The organism is Tolypothrix tenuis PCC 7101, assembly GCF_963874875.1.
GTDB lineage: Bacteria > Cyanobacteriota > Cyanobacteriia > Cyanobacteriales > Nostocaceae > Aulosira > Aulosira tenue.
This window is the reverse complement of record NZ_CAWNJS010000001.1, coordinates 2,853,726-2,869,984: the sequence shown is the minus strand read 5'-3', so window position 1 is coordinate 2,869,984 and position 16,259 is coordinate 2,853,726. Positions and strand designations below refer to the sequence as shown.

The 16,259-nt window shown below is 39.8% G+C and carries 12 protein-coding genes; 2 read left to right on the top strand and 10 right to left on the bottom strand.

Translation table 11 applies throughout. The features are described 5' to 3' along the window. Positions 1-73: 73 nt before the first annotated feature. The 6 genes from AACU25_RS11780 to AACU25_RS11755 form a co-directional block, all read right to left on the bottom strand. On the bottom strand, positions 74-1,387 hold the full coding sequence (locus AACU25_RS11780) for a hybrid sensor histidine kinase/response regulator (RefSeq protein WP_096575792.1): 1,314 nt from the start codon (positions 1,385-1,387) through the stop codon (positions 74-76). Further along, positions 1,384-4,158 carry a CHASE2 domain-containing protein gene (locus tag AACU25_RS11775; RefSeq protein WP_096575790.1) on the bottom strand — a complete coding sequence of 925 codons (2,775 nt, stop codon included), beginning with the start codon at positions 4,156-4,158 and terminating at the stop codon, positions 1,384-1,386. Before AACU25_RS11775 ends, AACU25_RS11780 begins: the two co-directional genes overlap by 4 nt. Positions 4,159-4,254: 96 nt before the next feature. Then, the gene (locus tag AACU25_RS11770) at positions 4,255-4,986 is read right to left on the bottom strand and encodes a DUF928 domain-containing protein (protein ID WP_096575788.1); all 732 of its coding nucleotides are present in this window, start codon (positions 4,984-4,986) and stop codon (positions 4,255-4,257) included. A 575-nt stretch (positions 4,987-5,561) separates the two neighbouring features. Beyond that, entirely contained in the window at positions 5,562-6,260 is a 699-nt protein-coding gene (locus tag AACU25_RS11765) for a DevA family ABC transporter ATP-binding protein (protein WP_096575787.1), read from the bottom strand. A gap of 107 nt (positions 6,261-6,367) precedes the next feature. Beyond that, positions 6,368-7,543, bottom strand: coding sequence for an ABC transporter permease DevC (gene devC / locus AACU25_RS11760; protein ID WP_096575785.1), 1,176 nt, complete (start codon positions 7,541-7,543; stop codon positions 6,368-6,370). Further along, entirely contained in the window at positions 7,540-8,847 is a 1,308-nt protein-coding gene (locus AACU25_RS11755) for an ABC exporter membrane fusion protein (protein WP_096575783.1), read from the bottom strand. Before AACU25_RS11755 ends, devC begins: the two co-directional genes overlap by 4 nt. A 277-nt stretch (positions 8,848-9,124) precedes the next feature. On the opposite strand from AACU25_RS11755, the gene AACU25_RS11750 reads away from it, so the two are divergent. Next, positions 9,125-9,742: a TetR/AcrR family transcriptional regulator gene (locus AACU25_RS11750; protein ID WP_096575781.1), complete on the top strand. Its 618-nt coding sequence runs from the start codon at positions 9,125-9,127 to the stop codon at positions 9,740-9,742. A gap of 20 nt (positions 9,743-9,762) precedes the next feature. Here the strand turns inward: AACU25_RS11750 and AACU25_RS11745 are convergent, their stop codons facing one another. After that, positions 9,763-10,710 (bottom strand): O-acetyl-ADP-ribose deacetylase, encoded by a 948-nt coding sequence (locus AACU25_RS11745; RefSeq protein WP_199347185.1) that lies wholly within the window; start codon positions 10,708-10,710, stop codon positions 9,763-9,765. 97 nt (positions 10,711-10,807) lie between these two features. Between AACU25_RS11745 and cobO the strand changes: the two genes are divergently transcribed. Beyond that, a complete protein-coding gene (gene cobO / locus AACU25_RS11740; protein ID WP_045870479.1) occupies positions 10,808-11,485 on the top strand; it encodes a cob(I)yrinic acid a,c-diamide adenosyltransferase in 678 nt (225 codons plus the stop codon). Positions 11,486-11,695: 210 nt separating this feature from the next. On the opposite strand, the gene AACU25_RS11735 is transcribed toward cobO, so the two are convergent. The 3 genes from AACU25_RS11735 to AACU25_RS11725 form a co-directional block, all read right to left on the bottom strand. After that, on the bottom strand, positions 11,696-12,427 hold the full coding sequence (locus tag AACU25_RS11735; protein ID WP_096575779.1) for a hypothetical protein: 732 nt from the start codon (positions 12,425-12,427) through the stop codon (positions 11,696-11,698). 529 nt (positions 12,428-12,956) lie between these two features. Beyond that, positions 12,957-13,940, bottom strand: a complete 984-nt coding sequence (locus AACU25_RS11730) for an RNA polymerase sigma factor, RpoD/SigA family (RefSeq protein ID WP_096575777.1) — start codon at positions 13,938-13,940, stop codon at positions 12,957-12,959. 537 nt (positions 13,941-14,477) lie between these two features. Beyond that, positions 14,478-16,211 (bottom strand): helicase HerA domain-containing protein, encoded by a 1,734-nt coding sequence (locus tag AACU25_RS11725; RefSeq protein ID WP_096575775.1) that lies wholly within the window; start codon positions 16,209-16,211, stop codon positions 14,478-14,480. Between the last annotated feature and the right edge of the window lie 48 nt (positions 16,212-16,259).

The following is a 16,259-nucleotide window of genomic DNA, read 5'->3' as shown; positions in this document are numbered from 1 at the left end:
ATCCTCGTTTTATTTCACTATAGGTTTTGTTTAAAGGATCAATTTTACTTTTAAGTATCCCAGGATTTCATGCTTATATAGGGATTTCAATGACAAATTTTGTACCTTCTCCTAATACTGAAAAACATTGGATTTTTCCTTGGTGTTTTTCTTCAATAATTTGTTTACTAATAGATAAACCAAGTCCAGTACCTTTACCAATTGATTTAGTAGTAAAAAATTGGTCAAATATTTGCTCTATCAGTTCCGACGCAATCCCAGAAGCATTATCAGTAAAGGTGATAATCAGCAAATTTTCATCCCGATTTAATCGGGTTTCAATCACAATTTCATATCCGGCATTTTCTGGAATAGGTAATTTTTCATTTTTCTCATCAAAAGCGTCAATAGAGTTAGAAATAATATTCATAAATACTTGGCTAACTTGCCCAGGATAGCATTTAACCAGGGGTATGTTACCATAATTCTTCATGACTAATATTTGCGATCGCTTATTACTCGCCTTCAGACGATGCTGCAGAATTAGCAAAGTACTATCAATACCTTCGTGAATATCAAAATCTACTTTATGAGATGTATCTGTACGGGAAAAAGTACGTAAACTAGTGCTAATATCACTGATGCGTTCTACACCGATATTCATATATGAAAGCAATGCAGGCAAATCTTTGATAATTTGCTCTAAATCTATCATTTTGGCATCTTTAACAATATCCGTAGGTGGGTCTGAATAGTGTTGGCGATAAAGTTGCAAGTGGTTAACTAAGTCATCGATATAATTGCCAATAAAATGCAAATTACCTGTTAAAGAAGTGAGGGGATTGTTAATTTCATGAGCTACACCAGCAACTAATTGACCGAGAGTAGACAATTTTTCGTTCTGCACTAATTGGAGTTGAGATTGCTTTAATTCATCCAGTGCTAGGGAAAGCTTGGTGGTACGTTCTTCTATCCTTTGTTCCAACTGTTGATTCTGCAATTCTAGTTGTTTTGTTAAAAATCGGATTTTTAAATGGACGTGAACTCTTGCTAAAACTTCTTCTTTTTGAAAAGGTTTAGTAATATAATCTACACCTCCAATTAACAGCCCTTGCACCTTATCAAATTTATCTGATAGAGCGCTCAAAAAAATTATTGGTATATCATGAGTTGCAGGATTTTTTTTGAGAATTTGGCAGGTATGAAATCCATCAATACCTGGCATCATCACATCTAATAAAATTAAATCTGGTTGAGCATATTCAGCTTGTTCAATAGCACTTTGACCATCGGTGGCAATCAAAATTTCCCAGCCATAGTTAGAGATAGCATTACATAAAACTTTGAGATTGGTCTGATTGTCATCAACAATCATAATAGTAGCTTCTTCAACATTAATAGGTTTCATGAATTGATATCCTGATAAGATTTAATAATTGCCCGAATAGGTTTGCCTTGAAAGTTATCAGCCAGTTTTCTAATTTGGTGACAAAAAGGTGCAAATTTTTGATCTGCAGCTTCAATCTCATTCAATAGTATTTGTATACTATGAAAATTACCTCTCATTACTAAATCAAACAGCTGATCTAATTCAGTTGCAGGTGGAGGAATGATTACTGGCTCTGTTTGATTTTCAGAATCTAGTGCTGATTCGCTATCTTCTTGATAAATCCAAGTCAGTTGTAAATGTTTTTCTAAAATTTTAAATATTTCATCTATCTCAAACGGTTTGGCTAAAAATTCATTACCTCCCACTGCTAAACTTTTTATTTGGTCATTTTCAAAGACACTGGCAGATGAAACAATAATTGGCACATTTTTAAACTGATGCAAATTTCTTAAATTATGCATCATTTCAAAACCGTCCATGATGGGCATTTTTAAATCAGTGACAATTAAGTCTGGCTGAATCTCTATGGCTATTTCTAAACCTTCTTTTCCATTAGTAGCTTCCCAGCAACTAAATCCTATTGCTTGCAGGAGATTGATAATTACAGAACGATTTTCTGGTTGGTCATCTACAATTAAAATCTTTGGTTTTTTATCTTGAATACCGACAATTTTTTTCTTGGAAGATACAGTAGTAGTATTGATAGCTGTTTCAATAACTTCTAGATTCACATCGAACCAAAATTGACTACCAGCTGATAAAGTACTAGTTACGTTAATTTTGCTACCCATTAATTCAGCTAATTTGCAGCTAATTGCTAATCCTAATCCTGTACCTTCCACTTGTTTATTTTTATCGCCTACTTGCTCAAAAGGTAAAAAAATCTTTTCTAGCTGTTCGGGTGTCATTCCTACACCTGTATCTTCAATTTGAAAGCGAATTTTACTCAATATATTTTCAGGATTATTTTCTGTTTGTAATACTTCCACTTTAAAAGTTACGCTACCAACATCGGTAAATTTAATTGCATTACCTAATAAATTAATTAAAACTTGCCGCAACCGTTTTTCATCAGCATTGATTCCTCGAGGAAGTTGAGGAGCTAATTGATCAATAAATGAGATGCCTTTTTCTTGAGCGCGTATCCGACATATTTCTACTACGCCGATTAAAAAGAAAGAGAAATCAAAGTTTGTTTTGTGTAGTTCTAGTTTTCGAGCTTCAATTTTTGACAGGTCTAAAATATCATTGATGAGAGTGAGTAGGTGAGAACCACATTGATGAATAATTTTGATGCCATTCAATTCTGAAGACTCTATTTTTTCAGAACGTTCGAGAATTTGTGCGTAACCTAGAATTCCATTTAAAGGTGTTCGCAGTTCATGACTCATATTAGCTAAAAATTCGCTTTTAGCTTGGTTGGCAACATCAGCAGCAATTTTAGCAACTTCTAATTCTTTAGTGCGATCGCTGACTTTTCGTTCTAAGGTGTAAGAGTACTCCTGTAATTCCTCATTTGCTTTTTCTAGTTGTGATTGTTTATAAAAATTGGTGATGACAATTCCACAGATAAGGACAGCTAGTAATGGTGAAATGCTAGGAATCCACCAACCTGCTAAAAAAGCAAAATAGCTGCTACCTAAAAGAGTAGCAGCTGCAAAGATAATTCCTACTATCGGTAATCCTGGCAATCTCCATTTACCAAAAGATTTCACGTGCAATAATTGCCAAGTCAGAATACTACTAATAAATGACCAGCATAAAACCCATAGCCATTCTGCATGGTAAGACCATACTTGAATGAGAGGTCTACTATCTAATGCAGCACTTAAAATTTGACTAGTTAAATTGGCGTGAAGTACAACCCCTGCCATTGGTTCAGTATCTTTGCGATTTTTCGGATTGTAAGCAACGTTGAAAAAGTCATTGATACTCTTAGCTGTAGTACCAATCAAAACAATGCGATCGCGCACTAACTCTTCTGAAATAGAATTATTTAGTATATCCCGCATTCTGACTGTATCGAAATGATTTTTACATCCTCGATAGTTCAATAAAATTTGGTATCCGCCAACATCTGCACCGCGATAAATAAACTCATGACCTTTTAAGGGTGTAAATATGGCTTTACCTAATTGCAAGGTAGTCTCTGTTTGATCTATTGCTTCTAGAGAAATATGTTGACGTTCTAGATAAATTAAGCTTAAGCGCGTTGCTAAACCTAAAAAAATTTCCCCGTTGCGATCGCCAGCCGAAAGCAAACCCCGCCTGACTTTACCATCTGTATCCAAAACAAAATCAGAAAGCGCTATTTGTCCTTGTGTAGATAAAGTTGGTGATGGAGCTACCATATCCCCTGCAAGTTTCTTGACACCTATTAAGTTAGGTGTAGATTTCATCACTGCAACTAATTCTTCATACCCTGGTTCTACTGGCAAATCTCGATAAATATCCATACCAATAGCTGCTGGTTGTTGAGCCTTGAGTTTTGTGAGGAGTTGAGCTAAAACAGCATCAGGAATCGGCCATTTACCAACTTGAGTAATGTCTTTTTCATCAATAGTGACAATGAGAATACGCTTTTCTCGTGCTTCTAGAGGTCGTAGAGCAAAAAACTGCTCCATAGTAGTCCATTCCAGGAGTTGAAATAAACCTGTCATACCCCCAGCAATCACCAAGATGCTGATGCTAGGAGCCGTTATCAATACAAAGCGCCAATGCTTAAAAATTGTCCTAATTAAACCTGTCCTAAATAAATTTGCGAATAATGCTTTCAACAATAAGCCCATTTTAAATTGATAATTAATAATTTTATAAAAATAGAAAGTGGGGAATAATTTAATAATTGTTTATTCCCCACTTTAGCTTTAGTTCCTATTAGTTAATTAATTAACAAGTGGTTCGTTGGCAATCACATTTAAATTAACTGATTTTAAAAGGTCTTGCCAAGCATTAGTTAAAGCTTGATTATTTGGTTGCGATCGCCTTAATTCTGCCAGAATAGACAAAGAATCATACCAAATACCAGTCTCAGCTAATTTAGAAATTAGCTCTAATGATATGGGTTTTTGATTGTTACTAGTTAAAGTGCGATCAGCTTCTACACGGCGAATCCATCCACCTACCCAAGGACTATCTGTGTCTAGCTCTTCAGTGCAAATCATGACTAAAGACCATTTATAATTTTTGTTTGTTTTCAGCGCTGGCACAGAAGTTGGCAGTTTTACTTCCATCACTCCCGGTTTTTGTGGCAACGTTAAGGTTGTCTGATAATAAGTTTTCGAGCCATCATCTTGGAGCGTAAACAATGCTTTTTGCGCTTTACTACCTGGAAGGTAGACAAATATTGTGGGACGATCTGCCACAGTAAAGCCAATATTAGAATTGGGCATTAACGGTGTCACCGATACACTATTGGAGACTTTCGTTCCAAATCCACAAATATCGCCATCCCTTGAGCCTCCCCCAGATGAGCGTTGAGGTGCTTGCGCTCCTGGAGGTTTAAACGTTACTCCTGCCATCACTGATGTTATGGATATAGGAAAAATAGATGATGAAATTATCAATGCTATTCCTAAAAGTGGTGATTTCAAAAAATGTCGAATTTTTGCTGGCATAAACTAACTTATATTGTGAGCAGCTATTTTTCTAACTGCTTGATCAATAATAACTACAGTTACTAATATGGCATAAAATCAAATAATAATAGTTTATTTACAGTATTTTCACTTGCCATCAGTATAAGTACGCAAAGCTGAGGAAAATACTCAAAAAACTTGAAATTTTATCGATTTTTTATTTAGTAATTAATAATTAATCAAGGTATTTATAAAAAGAATTAGGCTGCATATATAAACAATTACATAGAAATAATTAGCATGTTAATTGAGTGTTAGCTGATTTTTAAGCTATGTAATTGACTAGATTAATTTCTATTGATAAATGCAAATTATTCGGGCTGTTATCTATGGATGAAAATTGAATTTGATTACTAATGGTAATACAACACTTTTTAGATTCATTAATTACAAAAGTCAGAACATAACAATTTTATGTCCTGAATCAGGCTATCACTACTTTGTAGTATGCTGTATGAGTTAACTGGTAGCTTTAAAAGAATTGTGCGATCGCTCTGATGAAGAGAACAGATACCAGCCTCAGAATATTGTGAACAAATTTTAATATGTAAATTTCATACTGCTACGGTTACAGCCCGATCCTGTGCTAGCTTACCATCTTCCATGTGAACGATGCGATCGGCTATGTCTAAAATCCGGTTGTCATGAGTCACCATCAAGATTGTACAGCCTTGTTCCTTGGCTAATTGTTGCATGAGGTTAACCACATCTCGCCCGGATTTACTATCAAGCGCCGCCGTTGGTTCATCTGCTAGGACAATTTTAGGACGACTAACTAAAGCACGTGCGATCGCCACCCGTTGTTTTTGTCCACCTGATAAATCATCAGGATAGTAATTGAGGCGCTGTCCTAATCCTACCTGCTCTAGCATTTCCGCCGAGCGCTGTTTCATGTCCTGCGGTGAAATATCTTGATGCAGTTCTAACCCCATTCTCACATTCTGAAGAGCGGTCAAACTACCATGCAAGTTATGCGCTTGGAAAATATAACCGTGGCTGCGTCTAGCTTCGGTAAGTTGCGCTGCATTTGCACCGCAGAGTTCCCTTCCCAATATTTGCAAACTACCAGATTGAGCAGAACGCAAGCCTCCCACCAAAGTTAATAATGTAGTTTTACCAGAACCCGAAGGCCCAGTCATGATGATAATTTCGCCAGCATTGATTTCTAAATTGATATCAAACAAAACTTGCTTCTTCAGTTGACCTTGACCAAAGTAGTGGTCGAGTTTTTGGATAGAGATTACTGGATTCATAGCAGGGATTGGGGATTAGGGACTGGGGACTGGAGACTGGTGATTGGGGACTGGGGTATCAATTCCCATTACCAATTACCAATTACCAATTACCAAATGACAAATGACTAAAACATATCTGCGGGGTCAGCAGATTGAACTTTACGTGTGGCGATCGCACCGGAAATCATGCACATAATGATGGTGAGTACTTGTACCTGGATGGCTCTGGCTAAGGTCATATATAAAGGTAAATTTGTAGCGTTCCTTGTCAGTGCATATAGTCCTATAGAAACGCCGAAGCCAGGTAGAAAGCCTAATATTGCCATAATTATCGCTTCTTCAAAGACGATACCTAATAAGTAGAGGTTGTTGTAACCCATCGCTTTGAAGGTGGCGTATTCTTTCATGTGGGCGTTGACATCTGTTGAGAGAACTTGATAAACGATGATCACGCCAACCATGAATCCCATAGATACGCCGAGGCTGAAGATAAAGCCGATCGCAGTGTTGGTTTTCCAGTAATCTTTTTCAAATTCGATAAACTCTGCTTTGGTTAAAACTTTGACATCTTCACCTAGATGAGATTTTAAGGCTGTAGCAGTTTGCTTGGGGTCGTACCCTGGTTGCACTTGAATTAAACCAATACTCAAGCTGCTAGCATCACGTTTGGGAAATACTCGTAAAAAATTCTGGTCGCTAGTAATTAATGTACCATCGGCAATAAAGGATGCACCGACGGAAAATAAGCCGTTAATGTTTATTGTGCGGCGGTCGATTTCTGTGGTGACAGGTTTTCCACTATTAATTTGGGTGATCGCATTTTGGTAATCTCCTCTAGAGGCGCGATCGAAAAGCATTGTATCTGGTAGTTTAACAATATCTTTTTGGCGGTTGACTTCTGGTAAGTCCAATACTTGCTTGTCAGGGTTAAATCCCATGACTAGCACCGCCGTCTTTTTCTTGGTTTGAGGATTCTTCCAATCGCCAAAGTTAATATACATACCTTCAGCTGACTTTACCCCTGGAAAGTCCATTGCTTGATAAAGTCGCCGTCTGGTAAAGCTGGACATATTCGCCAAGTTTCGCGCTTGAGGACTGATCAGCACAATGTCAGCTTGCATACTGCGGTGCAATCTGGTGTTACTGTCATACAATGCAGTCTGAAACCCCAGTTGCATAAACATGAGAACATCTGCAAAGGCAATACCTGATAGTGCAACTAATAAACGGCTTCTTTGATGACTTAATTGCAACCATCCTAAAGGTGTGCGTCGCTGGAATTGAGAGATAAATCCAATCATTGCTCAATCACCGCCTTAACTTGCAAATTGGTAAACTGAGCAGCTTTGGCGCTGGATGCTTGATCTAACCGCACATGAACTTCTACTATTCTTGCGTCAATATTACTGGAAGGGTCGGCATTAATCACATTTTGCCGTTGTATCTGCATTCCGATCCAATCGACGGTTCCTTGTAATTCCCCTGGAAGAGAATCGCTGCTGACTTTGACTTTTTGACCAGGCCGGACTTTATGAATATCACTTTGATATACTTCTGCAACTGCATACATCTGATCGGTTTGGCCTAGTTCCACAATCCCATCATTGCCAACAGTTTCACCAGCACGGGTATTAATTTTGAGAATTTGTCCAGCTTTGGGAGCACGAATATATGCTTGATTGAGTTGCGCTCTAATTTTTTCTACAGCAGCTTGCGCGCTATTTACCTCGGCTTGCGCGTTAGCTACATCTGTGGGACGAACTTCCGCAGTTTGGTTGAGGGTGGCTTTAGCTTCACTAATTTGCTGTTGCAGAGTGGCTATAGTTTTGTCGCGATTGGCTTTAGCTTCGTTAATTTGTTGTTCTAGGGTGGCGACAGTTCTGGCTTTAGTGGCTTGGCTTTCGATAAATTGCTGGGTAGAAGTTTCAGCGCTTAATCTGCGGCGATCAACTTCTTGGCTAGAAATTGCACCTTCTTTATATAAACTCTCGTAGCGTTGCACATCAGCTTGCGCGTTGCTTTTCTCAGCCGCTACACGTGCTACGGTGGCTTGTAAACTTTGCTGTTGTCCTTGCAGTTCTGCTTCTAAACGATTAATTGTGGCTTGTTGCGTTCTGATGCTTCCTGCTAGTTCAACTTGCAGACGGTTGATAGTAGCTTGACGCGCTGCAATTTCTCCCTGCTTTGCACCAGCTTTTACCTGCGCCAGACGGGATTTAGCAACTTCCACCTGTCTTTGCGCTTCATCCAAACTCGCCTGTAAGCGATCGCGACTATCCATAATTGCAATTACTTGTCCTGCTTTGACGCGATCGCCTTCTTTCACCAACAACTGCTCGACGCGATTTCCTTCATTAGCCGTCGGCGCAGATAGCTTAATTACCTCGCCGTTCGGTTCCAGTCTTCCCAACGCAGTTACAGTTTTTACCGCAGGTTGCATAGCTGCTGTTACTTCCGGCTTTGTCCCAGAATCAGCCTGAAACTTATTTACCGTATAAACACTAGCTCCTGCTGTAACTAAAGCTGTAATGATTGCTATGGTTGCAGGTGACTTAAAAATAGTTTGGGAAGCTCGAAAACCCGTTAAATTCCAGTTTTGCGCCATAGTATTCCCCTCTTACTGGCGGCAATTAAACTAAACCGTCCAGTTCAAAATTATGCTAAACTAAACCGAGTAGTTTAGTCAAGTGGTAATTGGTAATTGGTAATTGGTAATTAGTGTTTGTTATTTTCTCTTCATCCCCCACCCTGCGGGTACTCCGAAGGAGAACTCGCAGAGTAGCCGCAAAGCGTCTACATCTTCCTCCTCTCCCATTACCCATTACCCATTCCCCATTCCCCATTCCCCAGTAAAATAATTTATAAGCAAAGTTGATTCACAAATGGCACGCACAAAAGCTGACGAAGTAGAACGCGAGAGTTCAGTTGAGAAAGTAGAACAAATTCTGCAAGGCGCGATGCAGGAGTTCCTTAAGCATGGCTATGCTGGTACAAGTATGGATAAAGTGGCTGTCGCTGCGGGGGTGTCTAAAGCCACAGTCTACAGCCACTTTCAGGATAAAGAAGAACTATTTAAAGTATTACTTGAGCATTTATCACGGCAAAAGTTTAACTCTATATTTGGTACAGAACCTCTCCAAGGTGAACCAACAGTTGTATTACGCCAGTTAGGAACCAAAGCTTTAGAGCACATGGTAGCAGATCAAGAACATCGGGCATTGATGCGGGTGTTAATTGGCGAATCTGGACGGTTTCCAGAGTTAGCGCAGATTTGTGTGCGCGCCATGATTAAACCAGTGGTAGAAACCCTGACTCAATACGTTGCTAGTCATCCTGAACTGAAAATTAATGATCCAGAAGCAGTGGCCAGGATTTTATTAGGGTCATTAGTGCATTTTCATATTGTTCAGGATGTGTTGCATGGTAAAGAGATTTTACCAATGGAGAGCGATCGCGTGATTAATACGATGATCGATTTGATTGTCAATAACGCTAAGTGACCAAATTCAACAACAGCTTATTAGCTTTCTGCAACTTCTTGTACACCTGTGATGTAGCAATCATAGGCACTTTGGCTAAAACAAACGAAAATCACTTGTTCTATAGATTGATGGTTGTTGAGGAATTTGTTAACTTCTGCGATCGCAATTTTGCTGGCGCGTTCCAAGGGGAAGCCATAAACCCCTGTGCTAATGGCTGGGAAAGCAATAGTTTTAATTTGATATTGTTCTGCCAAAGTTAAGCTGTTGCGATAACATCGAGCTAACATCTCATCTTCACCTTGATTACCTCCGTGCCAAACTGGGCCGACAGTGTGAATTACCCATTTTGCTTTTAGTTTGTAACCTTTGGTGATTTTCGCTTCTCCTGTAGCGCAACCATGCAACTGACGACATTCTGCCAAAAGTTCTGGCCCAGCTGCACGATGAATTGCGCCATCAACACCACCACCACCCAGTAGGGAATTTTTGGCAGCATTGACAATCGCATCTACTGGTAGCTGAGTAATATCGCCTTGAAAAACTGACATTTGCTTCATCATATTTCGTTTACCGTGATTGTCAGACTTTTCTAACATTAAAGCTGCATGGATTGCTTGTAGCCTGTGGAAAATTGCCAGAAAATGACCATTTTTAATCATTGCAGCTAAATGACCGCTACAAAAGCGCTCTTTACGGATGTGAGTTGTTAACAATTTCTGCAATGTCAGAATGTCAGCTACAATTAATAACTCTGGATTTTTTACCAGATGCTCGGCTTCATTTTGCCAAGCTGGCCAATCAAAATCAATAACAAAATTTTCTTGATAAACAGATGTAATGAACTTATTAAATTCTTTAGAATAACAATAGGGATCTAAAGTCAAGGGTTCGGTTTCTATGTTGTATAGCTGTGCTTCTGTGTCCGTAAATAATGTTAAAAAAGCTAATAAATTTTCAATATTTTTAAGTGTGATTTTCCGGAACATCTTCCAAATATAAGGTAAGTAAAATTTACTAAATAACAAAATTTTACTTCATTCTCTACGTTGTTAAAGTTATTGCCAGTATCTTCAAACCAAATTGATGAAAAACGACACACCAGAAGCATTCGATTCAGATAAAGAAATTGCACGTGTAATTGACGAGGTAATGTCTTCATCCTTAAGTGATGAACAATACCGCAAAAAGATGCAACGGCGGAAAGAAGTTCAGGATCAGCGCATAGCACAAGCTGTACCAACAAAAGGATTAATTGTTGTTAATACTGGTAACGGTAAAGGGAAAACAACTGCGGCTTTGGGGATGGTGTTGCGATCGCTTGGTCATGGCTATAAAGTTGCGATCGTCCAATTCATCAAAGGAGCGTGGGAACCTTCCGAAAAACGGGTGTTCAGTAATTGGCAAGACCAGCTAGAATTTCATGCTATGGGCGAAGGCTTTACTTGGGAAACTCAAGACCGCGATCGCGATTTAGATAAAGCGCAAGCCGCCTGGGAAAAATCTTTAGAATATATCCGTAACCCAGACTTCCGATTAGTTTTATTGGATGAAATTAATATTGCACTCAAAATGGGTTATTTACAAGTTGAGCAAGTATTAGCAGGTTTAGCACAGAAACCTGAAGCTACTCACGTGATTCTCACAGGTAGAGGCGCACCAGCAGCGTTAATTGAACGAGCTGATTTAGTGACAGAAATGACTCTGGTGAAGCATCCTTTCCGCGATCAAGGTGTGAAAGCTCAACCAGGAATCGAATATTAAAATGATGAATGATGAATGACGAATTAACATAACTCATCATTCATCATTTATAAATAAAGCTGCATATCAGACAATTTTGAATTTGAGATTTGGGATTTCTCCAACAGATAGACCCCGTAGTTTAGCAATGTGCAAAAATATTAACTTTTGACTCTTGAATACAGACGCGATGAATCGCGTCTCTACAATTTTTGACTTCCGCACGGCGGACTAGTTTGAAGATTGATTACACATTTGCAAAATGCGGCGGTCATTGGCACTAATAGACTTGAGTTGATGATAATCTTGTAGCGCCACAGAGTAAGGATAGCTACTTAGCTCCTCTTCACTAATGGTAGGTATTGTGTTCCTTGTAGCTACTTCATTGGAAGTACTTTCATCTGCGGAACCATTAACCGTCATCGCCAATTCTCCAGAGCGGTCAATTGTGCCTTGAAAACAGCTAAATTCTGAATTGGGCATATATAATGCACCATTCACTTTACCTTGACGCTTCTCAAAGACAATATATCCTTGTCCAATTTGGTTTGCGGCTGGTGATTGACCGTATAAATAAACGCCGTCTCGGTTGGGTACATTACTCATTGGCACATTTGCAGCTTCTTTAGCAGATTTCTGGTTACTACTAGCGATCGCTGTGGTTTGAGGTGCTTTATTTAAGTCTTTAGCTGAAGTTTGAAAGTTCGATTTTTCGCTGGGGTTTGTAACAGACTCAGCAATATTATTGCTACTTTCAGCAGTTGTCCAAGCTTGATTTCTCTGCCCTTTTACTTCTCTTAGCTGTGATAACAAACTAGCAGAACTATTGTGAGAATTTACTTCTATTTGCTGACTGAATACTGGTTGAGTTTGCTCACTAAAAACACTAAGAGCCATAACTAAAGCAACAGCAGGCATTTTCAACTGACGAGAGGCACAGAACTGATAAATGTTATTAAGCACCTGACTACTCCTCTAAAAAACTAACTACTCTCTCAGCAACTTATTAGAACTTAACTAAGTATTTGTAACGAAGGCTCCCTCAATGGTTTGATTTATATTGTCAAGGGAATAAAAATACCTAAAACGGAAATTTTTGTTTAGTTTTTACTTGCAAACCTAGAATATCGTCCTAGAGCCACTTTCTGCTTCACCCTACAGATTCACCTGATTGGGTGATGTAAGAAGAAAAATTACGAAAAATCTCTTTTTTAGAATAAATTGCAATCAATATTGATATTTTTCTCAAAAAATCCACTTTCGATATAGCCCTTTAGTAGCACTAAATATAACTACAACAACGAATTCATTCATTACGGAATATGTCGAAAGATTTTTTGGAAAAAGATTGGGTAATTGGTAATGGGTAATGGGTAATTGGTAATGGGGGGATGAAAGGGAAATAACAAACACCAAACACCAAACACCAAACACCAAACAAAAAAATAGCCCCCTGATTTCAGGAGGCTCACAGTTAAAAGTTATTTGGCTTTTAACTTGCAACGTATTCTTTGACATTGGCACGACGGCGGCGTAAATGAGCAAGAGCTTGATGCTCTAACTGGCGAACGCGTTCGCGGCTGAGATTTAATCTTTCACCAACTTTCGCCAAAGACATTTCATTACCATCTTCCAAGCCAAAACGTAGAGCTAGAACTTCTCGCTGTTGGGGAGTTAATTCTGCCAACAGGGTGTTCAAGTCTTGGCGCAAAAACTCTTGGGTGGTGTAATACTCTGGAGATGGGCCATCATCTTCGAGCATTTCTTGTAGTTCGGTATCTTGGTTATCACCCACGCGCACATCCAAAGAAACTGGCTGACGAGCCATATTTAAATACTCGCGGATTTGCATAGGCTCTAGCTCGAGTTCGTGAGCAATTTCTGCCGGATTTGGCGATCGCCCTAACTTTTGAGCTAGTTCGCGCTGTACTTTTTTGATTTTGTTCAGCTTCTCGGTAATGTGGATCGGTAAACGGATAGTACGCCCTTGTTGAGCGATCGCTCTCGTAATTGCTTGGCGAATCCACCAGTAAGCATAAGTCGAGAACTTGTAGCCACGCATCGGATCGAATTTCTCTACACCCCGCTCTAAGCCGAGAGTTCCTTCTTGGATTAAATCCAGAAACTCCATATTGCGCTTCTGATATTTTTTCGCAATAGCAACTACTAAGCGCAAGTTCGCTTCAATCATCTTTTGCTTGGCGCGTTTACCTTGAGCTACTGTCTGTTTCACTTCAGTTTCAGATTGGTGAACTTGCTCCGCCCACTCTGGTAAACTTGGTTCGCGGTGCAGCTTCTTCGCCAACGCCTCTTTAGCGTCCAGTAGCGTCATCATTTGTTGCACCTGCTTCCCAAAAACAATCTCTTGCTCACGGGTTAGCAGTGGCACACGACCAATTTCTCGCAGATAGGTTCGCACCATATCAGCCGTGAATTTGGTGTTTAGGTTTTCGGTTGCGGTGTTAACAGTAGGCATTGGTGCGTTGTCCTCTACTCCGTAAACACAATGAATATTTAATCACTAAACTAGGGGGGATTAGCAAAGGAAGTACATATATCACAGAACATAGGGGGGTACTATAAGTAATTAATTTATACAGCCGTTCACATGACGGTGTATCGCTGAGATAGGTTCCCCTACCCTCCCTAAATTTTGCAGTCTATTTAGATATACGCTGGCTTTTTTTCAACAATTCTTCTGATCGTTAGTTACGGGCGGTAACTATAAAATACGAAGTCGATATGAGTTTTACTTTTATTATAATACGATAAATCTGGTGGATAGTAAAGTAGCCCAGATAAATCTTCCAATTATAGGGCACAACGGTTTGTTTGGCAAAAAAATTTGAAATTCCTTTAACTGCTTACTATATCTATAGTGACGCGAAAACCCCGGCTTCTGTTGCCGAGATGTAGGGAGATAACCGAACTGATTCTCTAGTCGTAGGGTGGGATGTTACGAAATGAACATGGGGAATTGGGCATGGGGCATTGGGGATAGCGCAATTCATGCCTAAAAGCCTAAATCGGCTCTGGCTAGTTCAGCTGCGGCGAAGAGTTCTTCGTCGGGTTTTTCTTCCCAAGCGGGATCGCCAATTTCTGCGTAGAAGGTAGCATCGTAGGGACGGGTACGGACTACCACTGGCATGGGTACCGCGTGACCTAAAATTAAGGCTTGTTGCTTGGAATCTAACTTTGCTAATACCGATCGCAGGCTGCCCGCACCAGAGACTCCCGTGAAAATTGCGTCAATGTCTTTTTCATCATTGAGCAAGGCTGTGATGCGAGTCCCAATTTGGGACATAACTTCATTATCTATCCCAGATGGGCGTTGATCAACTACTAGTAACGTTACGAAATATTTTCGCATTTCGCGGGCAATTGTTCCAAAGATGGTACTTTGAACGATCGCAGGATCTAAGAAACGATGGGCTTCCTCAATGGTAATTACAAGTTGCGTAGGGCGATCGCTCACATTACCACTATGCAAAAATCTTTCGGCTTTGCTGACATAATGGCTATGAATTCTTCTGGTGATCATATTCGTCACCAACATATATGAGAGCATATCCGACTGGGAGCCAAATTCGACTACCACGTGTTTGCCGGCTTCGAGCGATCGCAAAATTTGATTAATATAGTTCTGTGGACAAGCGGCGCGCATATACTTCAAGTTATCTAAGCGCAGCAGTTTACGCTGCAAGGACATAATTGAACCTTGGTGTCCCCGCTTTTCCTCACAAAACATCTTGATTTCTTCGTTAGTCATGTTCAACAACTGAAGAATCCAAGCCTTGCCATATTCAGCGTAAAGAATATTCGCATTATCTAGGGCTGCTTCTGAGAGTCCTAAATCACGAGAACATAACTTCACGTCTTCAACTTCTATTTGTTCGTAACTTAGATAAAGTTCTTGCGCGTCGCGTACACCCCGGCGCTTTGTCGATTCGGGATCGAGGGTGTAAACTTCCACCTTACCGGGAAATAATTGTTTTAATCCTTTAACTGTACTATATTGCTTGCCTTCACAGACGGCTTGCCAGCCATACTCAGAATGCATATCAAAAATTAAATTTACCGCCGCATTTTTCCGGACTATCCCCGCTAAGACTAAACGTGTAAGAAAAGATTTACCAGTTCCCGATTTACCAAATACTCCGTTACTCCGTTCCACAAACCTATCTAAATCGATACAGACTGGCACGTCCATATCTAACGGTTTGCCAATAGAGAAGTTTTTCCTTTGGGTATCATCTTCCCAACCAAAGACACGACGAAAATCTTCTTCGCTTGCTTCGTAGACTTGGCTGAAATGACTGGGAATCGTTTTCACTGGTAACAATTCCATTGTGGTGCTAGTTTGAGGCTGAAACGAAGCCAAACCAGTCATGGATGGTGTAAAAGGATTAGCTGATTTCCCATTTGTAGGTGAGAAAGATTCCTCAACTTCTTCTGGGGTAAACATCAACATCGGCGCGAGATTTATCGTACCGTATGTTCCGCTACCAGCTAATACTTCCCGTAAAAAAGTATCTTCCCAATTTGGTGGATCGGCAATAATACGGGCATTAGCCGTTCCTAACGCCACATCTGTCAGCATACAGAAAAAGCGCGATCGCATCCCTTGCACGACTAAAAACTTACCCACTCGCATATCTTCAACAGAGATATCCGGGTGTAATCTTACTTCTAACCCTCCAGTCAGAGAGCCTTGGGTGACTGAACCTAATGGTTGTCCAGAGTTCATTTGATTATTTACATCAATGTTGGGCTGATCTTATGTTGCGTTCCAGTT

Excerpts from the sequence above, each read along its gene's own strand:
- AACU25_RS11780 (WP_096575792.1), bottom strand. The coding sequence starts at position 1,387 with ATGAAACCTATTAATGTTGAAGAAGCTACTATTATGATTGTTGATGAC.
- AACU25_RS11775 (WP_096575790.1), bottom strand. The coding sequence starts at position 4,158 with ATGGGCTTATTGTTGAAAGCATTATTCGCAAATTTATTTAGGACAGGT.
- AACU25_RS11770 (WP_096575788.1), bottom strand. The coding sequence starts at position 4,986 with ATGCCAGCAAAAATTCGACATTTTTTGAAATCACCACTTTTAGGAATA.
- AACU25_RS11765 (WP_096575787.1), bottom strand. The coding sequence starts at position 6,260 with ATGAATCCAGTAATCTCTATCCAAAAACTCGACCACTACTTTGGTCAA.
- devC (WP_096575785.1), bottom strand. The coding sequence starts at position 7,543 with ATGATTGGATTTATCTCTCAATTCCAGCGACGCACACCTTTAGGATGG.
- AACU25_RS11755 (WP_096575783.1), bottom strand. The coding sequence starts at position 8,847 with ATGGCGCAAAACTGGAATTTAACGGGTTTTCGAGCTTCCCAAACTATT.
- AACU25_RS11750 (WP_096575781.1), top strand. The coding sequence starts at position 9,125 with ATGGCACGCACAAAAGCTGACGAAGTAGAACGCGAGAGTTCAGTTGAG.
- AACU25_RS11745 (WP_199347185.1), bottom strand. The coding sequence starts at position 10,710 with ATGTTCCGGAAAATCACACTTAAAAATATTGAAAATTTATTAGCTTTT.
- cobO (WP_045870479.1), top strand. The coding sequence starts at position 10,808 with ATGAAAAACGACACACCAGAAGCATTCGATTCAGATAAAGAAATTGCA.
- AACU25_RS11730 (WP_096575777.1), bottom strand. The coding sequence starts at position 13,940 with ATGCCTACTGTTAACACCGCAACCGAAAACCTAAACACCAAATTCACG.
- AACU25_RS11725 (WP_096575775.1), bottom strand. The coding sequence starts at position 16,211 with ATGAACTCTGGACAACCATTAGGTTCAGTCACCCAAGGCTCTCTGACT.